The sequence below is a fragment of the Christiangramia aestuarii genome (genome assembly GCF_009735585.1).
Classification (GTDB): Bacteria; Bacteroidota; Bacteroidia; order Flavobacteriales; family Flavobacteriaceae; genus Christiangramia; species Christiangramia aestuarii.
In genome coordinates this window covers 432,763-445,626 of sequence record NZ_VJVW01000003.1, presented here as the reverse complement: position 1 = coordinate 445,626, position 12,864 = coordinate 432,763, and the positions used below count along the sequence as shown (strand labels likewise).

Genomic DNA, 12,864 nt, shown 5'->3' with positions numbered 1-12,864 from the left:
ATTCTACTTTAAATTTAAACAAAAAAAAGCAGCCCTTTCAGGCTGCCTGATCATAACTTTTAATCTTTAGTGTTTAAACTTCTTCTACCACGAAGAAACCATCGTTGCCCTGGGTTTGGTAAAGAGGCATAAAGATCCTGGCATTCCATTCACTTCTAATTTCTTTTCCGTTCTGTTTGGCCAGCAATTCTCCTTTTTCGATCTTCTGAAAGTTCTCATATCCTGGTTGCATCTCGAAAACATCATTTTCCCTTAGTCCGTGACGATGAATGATCTCAAAGGTCTTTTGGTCTGGCGCGTTTTTCTCAGCGAACCTGTTCACACATTCCGGGTAAGTGGAGATCTTTTCCAAGTCCAGGTCACATGCTTCTTTCAAGGCTAACCAGATCACTCCTTCATGGTTTTCCTGGGAAGTTTTGTCGGTATGCTGTCCTGCTTCAAAAACGAATCCGGTCATACCTATACGGCTGAGGTAATGGTCTATATCTCCCGTAATGATATCGCTAAAGCCTCGAATGATATAAGTGGGAAATTTATGCGCCCATTCATCGTTATCGTTCACTACCTGCACAGAAACATAGGGGAGGCTTGCCGATGAGGTTGTATGACAATCCAGAAAATATCTCTTGGTAAAATCTTCTTCGGGATATTCTTTTAGTATATCCATGATCTCGAACATTTCTTTGGTCTCATGAGTTTCCCGGCCGCCATCGGCGATATTGTCTTTGGTCCAGGTCCTGTTCAGGTCCTCATCCACATATCGCCTGTTTTGGTTCAGCGCTTCCTTATTCCCGGCTACTCCAATGAGAGTCCCCTTAATATCTGGCTTTGTTTTTTCAAGTTCCCGGAAAACTTTTTGCAGCGCTTTTACACCGCTGGGTTCATTTCCATGTATGCCTCCGGTCACAAAGAGCAAAGGGCCGTTATTTCCTGTAGTGTATTTTCCAATTATCCTAGAAACTTTTTCGTCTAATAGTTGTTCCATTTCTGGTAGTTTAGTTCATAGTCGCCAAGGTCCTGTTGCTCAGCTGACCTTCGTACATCTTCTTATATTCAACTTTTCTTTCTATAGCTTCTATCACCACATCGGTAAATGGAGGAAGGCCTATATCCTTGAAATGTTCCATTCCGCCTGGACTTAGCACATTTATCTCGATGAGTTTGTCTTTCACGATGTCCAGGCCTACAAAAAAGAGCCCGTCACGTATTAGCTTCGGCGCAGTAAGGTCTACGATTCGCTGCATTTCTGGAGTTAGGTCACTACTGTCTGCCGTTGCTCCCAGGGCAAAATTACTTCTGAATTCACCTTCCCCGGCAACTCTCCGGATAATGGCCTTTTCGCCATCTTTTTCCATAACCTTACCATTGAGCAGCAAGACCCTTACATCACCGTCTTTCACGGCGGGAAGGAATTCCTGGGCGATCACATAACCTTGAGAGCTTAAATGATCTATGATCTGGTTAACGTTCTTTTCATGTTCATCTATTAAATATACATCCTGCCCACCAGATCCTTCCAGTGGTTTTAGCACCATTTTCTTATCCTTTTTCTCCCAGAAATCGAGCAGCTGATCTTTATCCCTGGTAATGAGAGAATCTGGTTTGATCTCTGCGGGAAGCTCTTCAAAATATAATTTGTCTATAAAAGCGTGGGAGAGGGCGTAGGCATCATTAAGAACCAAAACATCTGCCTGTTGCACCATGCGGCCAAAAGCTACTCCGGCCTGTTCTGCCCATTGCCTTCCTACTTCTTCAGTAGGATTGTTTCGAATAAACAAAACATCAAGTTCATTACAATCCAGCTGTTTTTTCCTTGCTTTTTTGCCTTGTAGAGCTTCAAGGAATTTTCCCGGAGACTTGGTCTTGGTATTTTTTGGTATCTGGGTGGCATTTATGGTGATGGGCGCGTCGTGGTGGAAATTAAAATCCCCGACTCCCATCGCGAAAACTTCATGCCCGCGTTGGTGGGCCATACACATTAAAGCTGTAGAAGTACCATTGCCTTCTGTTTCAATATCATTTAATACAAAGCATATTTTCATTTACATACCATTTGTGGAAGGCTTAGGCCTTGCCTGATTAGTTCTAATTTTTTATACATTTTTTCACTGTGCAGGTAACTCGGTTTGATCTGCAGTGGTTTAAGAACTTTCCTGTCGGTAAGCTCCTTGATGATACCGGAATGTTTTATTCCGAATTTCCCGGCCAATAGAGGTTCGTAATCACCTCCATTCTTTATATGTTCTTTTAAAAGTACAAGTCCTTTGAGATAGATAATGTCTTTCATAAAACCTCCTCCCTGCATAATACGGGAAGTAATGTTAAAGGCTCTTTCTGGCAGGAATCCGTAATCTGTTTTCAGGAGGCGGAAGATCTCCTGGAAATTTCCCCCTTTCATAAGGGCTTCCCCGGCCAGTACCCTTCCCGCAAGGATTCTTAATCGGTTACCGGTAAGACCGTCTACCATGAATTCAGACATCACCGCCAGCCCCTCCTGCAGCGGGTCATAATCTGCCAGGCCAATACTGAGTTGCTGCAAGGGCTGTTTGCTGCCATTATAATAAGTAAGGACGTGGGTGCCCACCTCGTGTTGTATCAGGGCTTCAGCTTCCACACGGTTCATCTTGTAATCTGCCGGGATATAAAGTTCTCCATGGGAAACCATCATAACGTTCACATCGCTCCTTATGTGGACCTTACACTTGAAATTCTCATCCTGCTGCCTGAAATAGTCGAATTCTTTCCGGGCCAGGCTGCTAAATGCCTTGGCATCTAGCAGGTCTTCTGTATGTTCTCCGGGGTCTTCAGGTACATTATTCAGGATGTCCCGAGCTTCTTCACACAGATTGGTTTCCACACCTTTATACAATCTGATACTGTCATAAAGAAAGTTTCTGGTACCACGTTCACTTAGCATGGTGATCTGCATGTCCAGTTCTTCCCTTTTCTCGCGGAAAAGGTAGGACATTGCCGGATCGTCAATATCTTCGATCTTAAGGTTATACAGGCGTCTTTTTAGTACATCGGGATCAACAGGTAATAACCGATAGTGATAATCGATCACCTTTTTATAATTGCTGCTGAAAAATTCCTTTTTTATATCCTGAATATTGGCAGGGGAGACCAGCCAAAGGAACTGGTAAGACCTTTCGATATCTGCCAGTTGCTTGTCGATCTCAAAAACTACCGGTTTCAGATATTTTCTGCCCAGGGCATTAAAACTGGCGACCCCACCCGAAGTTTGTACTCTTATGAATTCGTAAAAACTACGATGCATCACCCTGATCAAATAATCCTTGAAATTCCTGAAAAATACGGGGTAAAGCCTGTTCTCATCATTTCTATATATGGGGGGAATCTCTAATCCCACAAGCACCGCCCCACAATTTTTAGCCTGTTCTATCCCCATAAGAGGTTCTTCACCTTCGGCCTGCCGGTTTGGAGTATCGTGGATCTCTGTATCCAGGTATAGGCCGGTAAATTCATTATTGATCTTTAAGAATTCTTCTTCCAAGGTCTTAAGCGTTGAAGGGAGACGATCTGCCGGACCTTTGATACTTATTTTTGATGAATCGGCACTGCCAGAATAAATTTCAAATAAGAGATAGGATTTCATTTTCGCTGAAAACTTATCTGAGATGCAGTATAAAAGCCTTTGGTAGCCTTCGAAGTCCTTATCTCCGATCACCAGGTAAGAAGATTCATTGGTAACTAAGCGCCTGGTGCCGCGGTCGTTTTGTTTTATACGGTAAATTACCAGGTAGGGAAGCTCCTTTTCTATATGTAGGATCCCGTTGCCGGGAAGCTCACAACTAATCTCCCCATCTTTTTCAAGAATTGTTAATATTTGTTCAATGGAATTTTCAGATAAATCAGGTATTTCCTGCATTTTTTCGAAAACTTAATTAAACAAAGCCGTGGAAGGCCCTGTTCATAGGGTTTTTAAGATTGATTTCTAATTCTTACAATACCTAATTTAGAAAGATAATCAGTGAACCACCGGGTTGAAACGTGTTTTGACAATTCTTTAAGAGGGGCTCGTAAAGATTTATGAAAGGATTAAGGTTTCTGCCATACCTAATTTCGGCAATGCCGGTAAACATTGATATAGAATTTTTAAATATCCATTTTCTAAGAAGACTGGCAATTTAAAAGTGACAGCAGGACAAATAAAGACTAAGCGAATCTTTTGATTTTTCTTGATTAGAAAGAACGGTTCGTTCAAATTTGATCAAGATCGGTCAATTTTAGGAAAGTTATAAAAACAAAAAAGTCGCGCTAGGAGCGCGACTTTTCGTGATGGCACCAGGATTCGAACCTGGGACCGCCTGCTTAGAAGGCAGGTGCTCTATCCAGCTGAGCTATGCCACCGTTTTGCGGTTGCAAATATAAGCCACTTTATAAATAATACAATGTTTTTTTTGCTTAAAAATTCTCCTTTCTGAAAAAAAGAAAAACTTCCCGAAGGAAGTTTTTGATAATCAGTAGTTAGTATAATAAGGGTGTTCTATAATTTTTTAAAATAATTCTGACTCAAGGCCTCTGGTGGTGATCATTAATTGATTCATGTTACTAGGCTTCGAGTCATTTTGATCGATAACCTGCAGGTATAAGCTGTTGAATCGCCTTATCAATTCCAGGGTTTTTAAAGGAAGCCCAAAAAACTTTGGAGAGGTATGTATATTTTGAATACGATCTTTAATTAGTTGTATTCTTTTGTAATCCTCTTCGGTAGTAAAAATGAAATCAGTTTGCTTTAGCATAACCAGTTATTTTACAGTTAGCCAGGCAGGTAGGTCGTAGATTGGGCATTCAAATATAGAGGGATATTTCGCTCAGTAGCTAAAAGTTGAAATATTTTCTTTGAACTACCATTTTTGTCGGTAAAATGCAATACTTCAGGTTCGTAAAATTATCTTAATTTAGCACCGAATTTCGAGAATACGTTTATGCCTGAATTTCTGCTAAAGATCTCTCCTGTTTATGAGAATAAAATGAAGCCCTATTTGATTTCTACCCAGGCTTTAAATTCCTACTCTATCAAACTCGTACTAAAAACCGGTGACAGAACGCTGGACCTTAGATGCGGAATTAATGCCAAAGCATGATCTACGAATTTACCATAATAGTCCCCGTTTATAATGAGGAAGACTGTTTGCCGCAGCTTTTCGTTCAGCTGAAGGATTACCTGGAAGTCGCTTCAAAGAAGACCAGGATCTTACTGGTAGATGATGGTTCTTCAGACCAAAGCGCCAGGCTTATCATGGATTTTTGTAACAAAAATGAGCATTTCAGTTACCTGATATTTGAGAGGAACTTCGGGAAAGGAGCCGCACTTAAGGCCGCTTTTGATCATACTGAAACACCTATCCTGGGATACCTGGATGCTGACCTGCAAACCTATCCGCAGGATTTTGAAAAACTTCTTCCTTTTATAGGAGAATACGATCTTGTAACAGGTTGGAGAAGGGACCGCAAGGACACCTTTGTAAAAAGGATCTCTTCCAAGGTTGGAAATGGCGTACGGAATCTGTTCACCAGAGATTATATGCATGATACAGGTTGTCCTCTTAAAATTCTAAAAACCTCCTACGCCCAGAATATCCCGATGTTCAAAGGTTTGCAAAGGTTTTTACCGGCTATGGTCTTACTGCAGGATGGCAAGATTAAGGAAGTGGAGATACCGCATTACCCCAGGCTCGCCGGAGAATCAAAATATAATTTCAGGAACCGTTTTATGGGGCCGTTGATGGATTGTTTCGCCTATGTGTGGATGAAAAAATCCTACATCAAATATAAAGTGGCTCAAAAAAATGAGTAGCTGGTTGATCTATGCACTTGGTTTTTTAGCCCAATTGCTTTTTTCTGGCCGCATGATCCTGCAATGGCTGCTTTCTGAAAAGAGCAAAAAAATAATCACCCCCGTTCTATTCTGGCATCTTAGTTTGCTGGCGTCATTCCTGCTTTTTGTCTACGGTTATCTAAGGGATGATTTCGCGATCATGCTGGGACAAACCCTAACCTATTTCATTTATATTAGGAACCTGCAGTTCCAGGGTGAATGGGCCAGATTTCCCAGGGTATTCCGCATATTTTTATTTGCTTTTCCAGTTTTGATAGTGATCTATGGTTTTAATAATAACCAATATGATGCAGCCTCACTTTTCAGGAATGAAAATATTCCATTTTGGTTACTGATTCTTGGCTCTTTTGGCCAGTTAATTTTTACCTTAAGGTTTGTTTACCAGTGGATCTATTCTGAAAGAAAGAAAATCTCAAGCCTGCCCATGGGTTTCTGGTTTCTGAGCCTGCTGGGCTCCGGATTGATACTTATCTATGCGGTTTTCAGAAAGGATCCCGTCCTGCTGGCTGGACATGGTTTCGGGCTGATTATGTATATTCGAAATATCTATATTCAAAAGAATGAAATTAAAGGATAATTACCTTCTTTTACTGGTACTGGTTTGTATAGCCATATTTTTTGTGAACCTGGATGCCATCTATGTGAATATCATGGAGGCCCGTAATTTTGTTACCGCCAGGGAAATGATCAATCTCAATCACTGGATCTTCACCACTCTGAATGATGAACCCAGGTACGAAAAACCACCGCTTCCAACCTGGATGACAGCGGTTTCCATGCTTATCTTCGGAATGAAAAGCCTTTTTGCATTGAGACTGCCTGCGGCTATAATGGGTACCCTAACGGTGATCTTTATCTATAAACTCGGGCTGAAGTTCAGTGAGAACAGGAAATATGCTTTCCTTTCCGGGCTTACAGGCGCGACCTCTTTTTATATCCTTTATTCCGGGCGGGACGGGCAATGGGATATCCACACCCACGCTTATATGATCATGGCTATTTACGGGATGTATAAACTATTTACCCAAGAAGCCAACAAATACAGGAATGCAATACTGTCCGGACTTTTGCTGGGGTGTTCGTTCTTAAGTAAGGGACCTGTATCTATGTATGCCCTCATGCTGCCTTTTCTTATTGCCTTTGGGAGTGTATACAAATTCAGGAATTTCAGGTCGAGGATTATACCGGTAGCGTTAATGCTGACCTTTGCCGCATCGATTGCCGCCTCCTGGAGCCTTTATGTATATTACTTCGATACCAATGCAGTTACCAAAATTACCGATAAGGAGACCGGTCGCTGGCTGGATTATAACGTAAGGCCTTTCTATTATTACTGGAGCTTTGTGATACAGAGCGGGATCTGGACCATCCCGGCCTTTGTAGGATTGCTATACCCGTACCTGAAAGAACGGGTATTTAGCAAAACAGGTTACAAGTTCAGCCTTATCTGGACCCTGGCCTCGGTGATCCTTCTGTCCATTATTCCTGAAAAAAAATCACGATACTTATTACCTGTTCTAATTCCGCTGGCATTAAATACAGCCTTTTATATTGAATATCTATTCAGAAGGTTCGACATGATGCCTTCTAAGGAAAAGTGGATAGTATATTTCAATTTTGGACTTATAGGCCTAATCGGATTGGTGTTTCCCGTTGCCGGGATCATTTATTTCCAGGATCAGCTTACAGGCATACAGCCATGGTTCGTTATGACCTCTATCTGCCTGGCAGTAATTGGTCTGCTCATGTTCTATTATCTGAAAAAGAACCGAATTAAGCCGGTTTTCTATCTTACGGTTTGGTTTATTATTAGTATCATCTTCTTTGGGCTGCCTATCGCGAAAAAGATCGAAGTGAATCCGGCCTATCAAAGTATCGCCAAGGTCGATGTTTACCGGGAAGAACATCCAATGCCGGTTTACGAATTCCGTTCATTTACTCCCGAGATCATTTGGGAATATGGCCGGCCCATAAAAGTGCTGTTTAATGGAGAAAGTTACGATATACCCGATGAGAACAAATTCCTTTTACTATCTACCGAGAACAATGAAGATAAACTTCGGGAAACTTTTTCAGCCTATAAAATAGAAAAGCTGGATGAGATAGACATGAATCCGGTTGGTAATAAACATAAGGATCGCCTTTACAGGGATCTTTATCTAGTCAGTAAAAAATAATTATAGCCATGATCAATTATCCTATAAAATTCAAACCTATACTTCAGGACAAGATCTGGGGAGGAAATAAACTAAAGAAGATCCTGAATAAGGATACCCAGGGTGATCAGGTAGGTGAGAGCTGGGAAATTTCAGGGGTCGAGGGCAATATTTCTGTAGTGGCAAAAGGTGCCGATGCCGGTAAAAAACTTACCGATCTCATTAAAGAATATAAAGCAGAGCTGGTAGGAGAGAAGGTTTATGCCAGGTTTGGGAATGATTTCCCTTTGCTTATCAAGTTCATCGACGCTAAGACAGATCTTTCGGTACAGTTGCATCCCAACGACGAGTTGGCCAAACAGAGGCATAATTCTTTTGGAAAGACCGAAATGTGGTACGTGATGCAGGCAGATGCCGGTTCTAAACTTAACATCGGCTTTAAAAAAGAGTTGGATAAAAGGGAATACCTAGACTATCTGGAAAGAGGAAAGATCACCGAGATTCTCAATTTCGAAGAAGTGAGCAAAGGCGATTCTGTCTTTATAAATACTGGCAAAGTCCACGCTATAGGCGGAGGAATTCTGCTTGCTGAAATTCAGCAGACCTCAGATATCACTTACAGGATCTACGATTGGGATAGGGTGGATGCCGAAGGGAATGCCCGGGAGCTGCATACAGACCTGGCCCTGGATGCGATAGATTTCGAGAAAAAGGACGATTACTGGCTTAAATATGATAAAAAGCTGAATTCTTCCTCTGAAATTGCTTCCTGTGAGTACTTCACCACTAATTTTCTTCCTGTAAAGGGAATTTTGGAAAAGGATTATTCTGCTCTTGATTCCTTTGTGATTTATATGTGCGTTGATGGCCAGGCTAAGATCACTATTGGAGATAAGTCTGAAAACATTCAAAAAGGGGAGAGTATTTTGATCCCAGCTTCTACACAGAAACTTACCATAGAGGCCGGGCAGGCAGAACTTCTGGAAGTTTATATAAAATAGAACTCAGCAGGAAATATTTATTCTACTGAGTTCTATTTCGTTAAACACAGATGCTACCTAGAACTTCAGGATGGTATCTATTCTTTTTAATTCATCTTCAGAAAAGTTGATATTTTCTATCGCTGCGATATTGTCCTTTAACTGGGAAACTTTACTTACTCCTACAAGAACCGAGGTTACTCTTTCATCTTTCAGAAGCCAGGCCACTGCCATCTGGGCCAGGCTCTGACCTCTTGATTCTGCGATCTTGTTAAGTTCCTGGATCTGCTTGATTCGCTCTTCGGAGATCTGCGATCTATCCAGGTAGCTGCCTTCCCTGGCTGCCCTGGAATCTTCCGGAATTCCATGAAGATATTTAGAAGTAAGAATACCCTGTTCCAGCGGAGAAAAAACGATACTTCCAGTTCCCAGGTCTTCAAGGGTGTCCAGAAGACCATCTTCAACCCAGCGATCTATCATATTATATCTGGGCTGGTGAATAAGGAATGGGGTGCCCTGGGATTTGAGAATTTTTGCGGCCCTTGCAGTATCTTCGGCATTGTATTGTGAAATACCTACATAAAGTGCCTTGCCCTGTCTTACGATCTGGTCTAAAGCGCCCATGGTTTCCTCCAGGGGTGTATCTGGATCTGGCCGGTGGTGATAGAATATATCTACATATTCCAGCCCCATTCTTTTTAGGGACTGGTCCAGGCTGGCGATCAAATATTTCCTGGAACCAAAATTGCCATACGGCCCGGGCCACATATCCCAGCCTGCCTTGGTAGAAATTATAAGCTCATCCCGGTATTGTTTAAAATCTTTTTTAAAGATCTTTCCGAAGTTCTTTTCTGCAGACCCATAAGGTGGACCATAGTTATTTGCCAGGTCAAAATGGGTGATTCCATGGTCAAAGGCAGTTCTCAGGATGTTACGGGCATTCTCAAAATCATCGTTGTCACCGAAATTATGCCATAGGCCAAGGGATAAGAGCGGCAGTTTGATACCACTTTTTCCGCAACGGCGGTATTGCATTTTATCGTAACGATCTTCAGAAGCTTTATAGGATTCCATAATTTCACTTTTTTAACGAAGCAAAAATACGGAATTATGCCCTCAATTGGGATAAACAGATTTATTTAGGAATCTTAATTTTTACTGAATGTGAGCCGGGCAGTGGTACCGTTTGCATTTTCTCCGAGCTGAAGTCTGATCTGGCTCGAGGTAGCGGAAATAACATCATAATTATTAGCCAGTTCACCTAATTTCCCGGCAGAATTGAAGAAGATATGAAAATCCAGATCGTTGTAGGGATCAAACTCATCACCCGAATCATTACCAACCCGCCACGTGCCGCTTACCGACTCGAAGTCTGATTTTGCGGTAAGGTTATTGCCATCCTCAAATAAAAATACGTAGGAACTATAATTTGCAGTAGTTTCAACATTATTATAACTAGCTTCTGAAATCTTCCACTGTCCTTGGGAGGCGATAAGGTTAAGTTCTCTTGCTTCAGCTTCAGTAAGCTCAAGATCGTCCCGGTCAGTATCGCAAGACATCATGATTCCAACCATCAACAGGACAAACACTAATTTAAATCTTTTCATAGGGTATAAGATTTTATTGGTTTATGGGGAACGTAAAGTTAAAAAGGCTATTGCGTTTATTTAAGTAAATTTTAAGAATTAACATTTAAAATCTTATAGATCTTCACCTTAGAAAACTGGATTTGAGAACATTATAAAAATCATATTAACAGTTGAATTTTATTAAAATCATAAATTATCCATAAATTATAACCAGCTTATTAAGCGCCAGGAGGTTATGTATTCTATCTACTAGCTCCAATGAATTTTGGTATTCCTTGAAAATTGAAAGCTCAGTAGGAATTATAAGTGGTCGAATCTTAACACTTATTTACCAGATGTTATTTGAATTGTCTAGGCTAAAACCTGTTATTTTGAAGTTTAAAATTTACCAGAGGTACCATTCTGGCTATCATAAGCCAGGTCCCTCCGGATGCCCAACTAACTGAAGGAAGAGTAAATATTAATTTGATGAATATGAAGCTAGTTAATATTTCCAAACCGGAAGACACCTATATAGTAAAGGTGCTGCATACCTATAAACTTTTCGGTTTATCCCTAAGCTCATATGTTAAGGCTTATGCCTGTTCCAACGATGAAAACTGGTATGAAGTAAAGAATGGAAAAAAAGTTTCCCGAAATAAGTCTGTAAAACTCAATAAATGGCTTAAAGACCATCAAAAATTTATTGAAAAAGCAGAACCCTAATAAAATAATTTTTTATTTTTATCTCAAGTTACTGATAATCAGTAATAAATTCTATCCCTACGTTTTGGCCCCTTACAAATTATTGTAACCTTATAATCGAATGAATTATGAGCTCACAGGCAAAACGTGAAGATCAGGTAAGGTTTGTTATTTTTTTGATAAGCATTCTCCTGATCATCTTTATTACGGTATTCAAATAGTAATAACTAGACCAGAATTATTCGGTAGTCCGGTCTGTAAATCATAGCAATATTGCCCTATGCTTCTCGGTGGGCATATTTTCCCCTGTGCTTTTGTGCAGTAGAGTTTTTGTAACGGGTATAATTAATTAGTAAGTTGGTTCACTCCGTATAAATGACATTTACTTGATTTACCCCTTAGCGCTAGTTCTCCTAAATGTTTGAGACAATAATCCTTTCTTCTTTCAATTGGGATCCCCTCAAGAATTTCATTTGAAATGATCAGTTTTTGATTGAAGACAGAACATTGCTCCATTAATCTGGAAGTTGTGTTAAGAATATCCCCGGAATAGACGATCTCTCTTTTTATAGCACCCATTTCTCCAACTACCACTGGACCTTTATGTATGGCAGCTTTAAAAACCGGTACTAGGTCATAATTTTGAAGGTAATAATCCCTGCGCTCCTGTATGCTTTTTTCTATCCTGTAGAAACATTTGATGGGTTGTAAGCCTTCGATGACCGATTTTCGGGAAGCCCAGGAAATAACGATCTCATCTCCTACATACTGGTAGATCTCTCCCTGGGAATTCAGAATAGGATCTGTCATATCCCCGAAAAAATCCTTCAACAGGCTGAAGAACCTAATATGTCCCAGTTTTTCCGCAATGCTGGTTGAATAAGACAGGTCGAGGAACATAAAGATCCTGTCTACTTCATGAGGTCGGTGGAATCGGCCCAGGAGCATTGCGATAATTGTTGTTGGGGCATATTTCTCATAGATCTTTAAACCCTGTATGGTAAACCAGGCTATAATAAGCCAGGTAATTACATTTCTTATGGCATAGGGGCTTAAAAGTAGCAGGTCAATTGCTGTTTTCAGTGGTTCATCGGCTGCAGCGATCTCATCCCTGTAATAGAATATATAAGGAACCAGTGTGTTTAAGATGAGAATAAAGCCCAGGAAGAAAAGAAAATTAACCAGCATATAGTTCCAGTAACTTTTTCCCCTAAGCTGGTCACTCAGCTTAAATACGAGAATACTACCCCCAATAAATCCACCTACGGCCGGGCCTATGATATTTATAAGTAAGAAGGCACTAAAACTTAACTGGTTAGGAACTATGAATTCGAATTCATCTTTGCCAGGGATATAATTTACGCATTTATAAAAAGCCATAAATGCTCCGCTGGTGATCCAGAAAAGGGTTATTCCCAGAACAAGGAATAACTGAAACTTAATTTTTGGCCTTAGGTGCATCTTTTTGTCAGATAAAAGACCAAGAGAAGTGGGTAAGTTCGCGGGTTAAAGTATTAAAGATCTCTAAATGGAATCCTTTTTAACGAAGGCTTATCATCTTAGAAATAAATCCTTACTTTTTTTATTGAACA

General features: G+C 40.6%; 13 protein-coding genes and 1 tRNA gene. 6 read left to right on the top strand and 8 right to left on the bottom strand.

All coding sequences use genetic code 11. The annotated features are described in order from the left end of the window. Positions 1-73: 73 nt before the first annotated feature. From FLP08_RS09940 to FLP08_RS09920, 5 genes are all read right to left on the bottom strand, one after another. Complete coding sequence (locus FLP08_RS09940; RefSeq protein ID WP_156276456.1) at positions 74-985, bottom strand: M14 family metallopeptidase; 912 nt, start codon at positions 983-985, stop codon at positions 74-76. A gap of 10 nt (positions 986-995) precedes the next feature. Beyond that, entirely contained in the window at positions 996-2,042 is a 1,047-nt protein-coding gene (locus FLP08_RS09935; protein ID WP_156276454.1) for a glutathione synthetase, read from the bottom strand. Next, entirely contained in the window at positions 2,039-3,889 is a 1,851-nt protein-coding gene (locus FLP08_RS09930; protein ID WP_156276452.1) for a peptidase MATCAP family protein, read from the bottom strand. Before FLP08_RS09930 ends, FLP08_RS09935 begins: the two co-directional genes overlap by 4 nt. Before the next feature lie 408 nt (positions 3,890-4,297). Continuing rightward, positions 4,298-4,371 (bottom strand) — tRNA-Arg (locus FLP08_RS09925). A 146-nt stretch (positions 4,372-4,517) separates the two neighbouring features. Further along, complete coding sequence (locus FLP08_RS09920) at positions 4,518-4,763, bottom strand: hypothetical protein (protein WP_156276450.1); 246 nt, start codon at positions 4,761-4,763, stop codon at positions 4,518-4,520. 186 nt (positions 4,764-4,949) lie between these two features. Between FLP08_RS09920 and FLP08_RS09915 the strand changes: the two genes are divergently transcribed. Genes FLP08_RS09915 through FLP08_RS09895 form a run of 5 tightly spaced genes read left to right on the top strand, consistent with a single transcriptional unit; the run spans position 4,950 to position 9,020 of the window. Further along, positions 4,950-5,108, top strand: a complete 159-nt coding sequence (locus FLP08_RS09915; RefSeq protein ID WP_156276448.1) for a hypothetical protein — start codon at positions 4,950-4,952, stop codon at positions 5,106-5,108. Further along, positions 5,105-5,821, top strand: coding sequence for a glycosyltransferase family 2 protein (locus FLP08_RS09910; protein ID WP_156276446.1), 717 nt, complete (start codon positions 5,105-5,107; stop codon positions 5,819-5,821). The genes FLP08_RS09915 and FLP08_RS09910 overlap by 4 nt, the downstream gene beginning before the upstream one ends. Continuing rightward, a complete protein-coding gene (locus tag FLP08_RS09905) occupies positions 5,814-6,440 on the top strand; it encodes a lipid-A-disaccharide synthase N-terminal domain-containing protein (protein ID WP_156276444.1) in 627 nt (208 codons plus the stop codon). Before FLP08_RS09910 ends, FLP08_RS09905 begins: the two co-directional genes overlap by 8 nt. Then, positions 6,424-8,040: an ArnT family glycosyltransferase gene (locus tag FLP08_RS09900; RefSeq protein WP_156276442.1), complete on the top strand. Its 1,617-nt coding sequence runs from the start codon at positions 6,424-6,426 to the stop codon at positions 8,038-8,040. The genes FLP08_RS09905 and FLP08_RS09900 overlap by 17 nt, the downstream gene beginning before the upstream one ends. Before the next feature lie 8 nt (positions 8,041-8,048). Next, the gene (locus tag FLP08_RS09895) at positions 8,049-9,020 is read left to right on the top strand and encodes a type I phosphomannose isomerase catalytic subunit (protein ID WP_156276440.1); all 972 of its coding nucleotides are present in this window, start codon (positions 8,049-8,051) and stop codon (positions 9,018-9,020) included. Between the two features lie 57 nt (positions 9,021-9,077). On the opposite strand, the gene mgrA is transcribed toward FLP08_RS09895, so the two are convergent. Next, positions 9,078-10,073, bottom strand: coding sequence for an L-glyceraldehyde 3-phosphate reductase (mgrA, locus tag FLP08_RS09890; protein WP_156276438.1), 996 nt, complete (start codon positions 10,071-10,073; stop codon positions 9,078-9,080). A gap of 74 nt (positions 10,074-10,147) precedes the next feature. Beyond that, positions 10,148-10,606, bottom strand: coding sequence for a hypothetical protein (locus tag FLP08_RS09885; protein WP_156276436.1), 459 nt, complete (start codon positions 10,604-10,606; stop codon positions 10,148-10,150). Between the two features lie 456 nt (positions 10,607-11,062). On the opposite strand from FLP08_RS09885, the gene FLP08_RS09880 reads away from it, so the two are divergent. Further along, positions 11,063-11,293: a hypothetical protein gene (locus FLP08_RS09880; protein ID WP_156276434.1), complete on the top strand. Its 231-nt coding sequence runs from the start codon at positions 11,063-11,065 to the stop codon at positions 11,291-11,293. A 324-nt stretch (positions 11,294-11,617) separates the two neighbouring features. Here FLP08_RS09880 and FLP08_RS09875 read toward each other — a convergent pair whose 3' ends face one another. After that, the gene (locus tag FLP08_RS09875) at positions 11,618-12,733 is read right to left on the bottom strand and encodes an adenylate/guanylate cyclase domain-containing protein (protein WP_156276432.1); all 1,116 of its coding nucleotides are present in this window, start codon (positions 12,731-12,733) and stop codon (positions 11,618-11,620) included. Positions 12,734-12,864 lie beyond the last annotated feature (131 nt).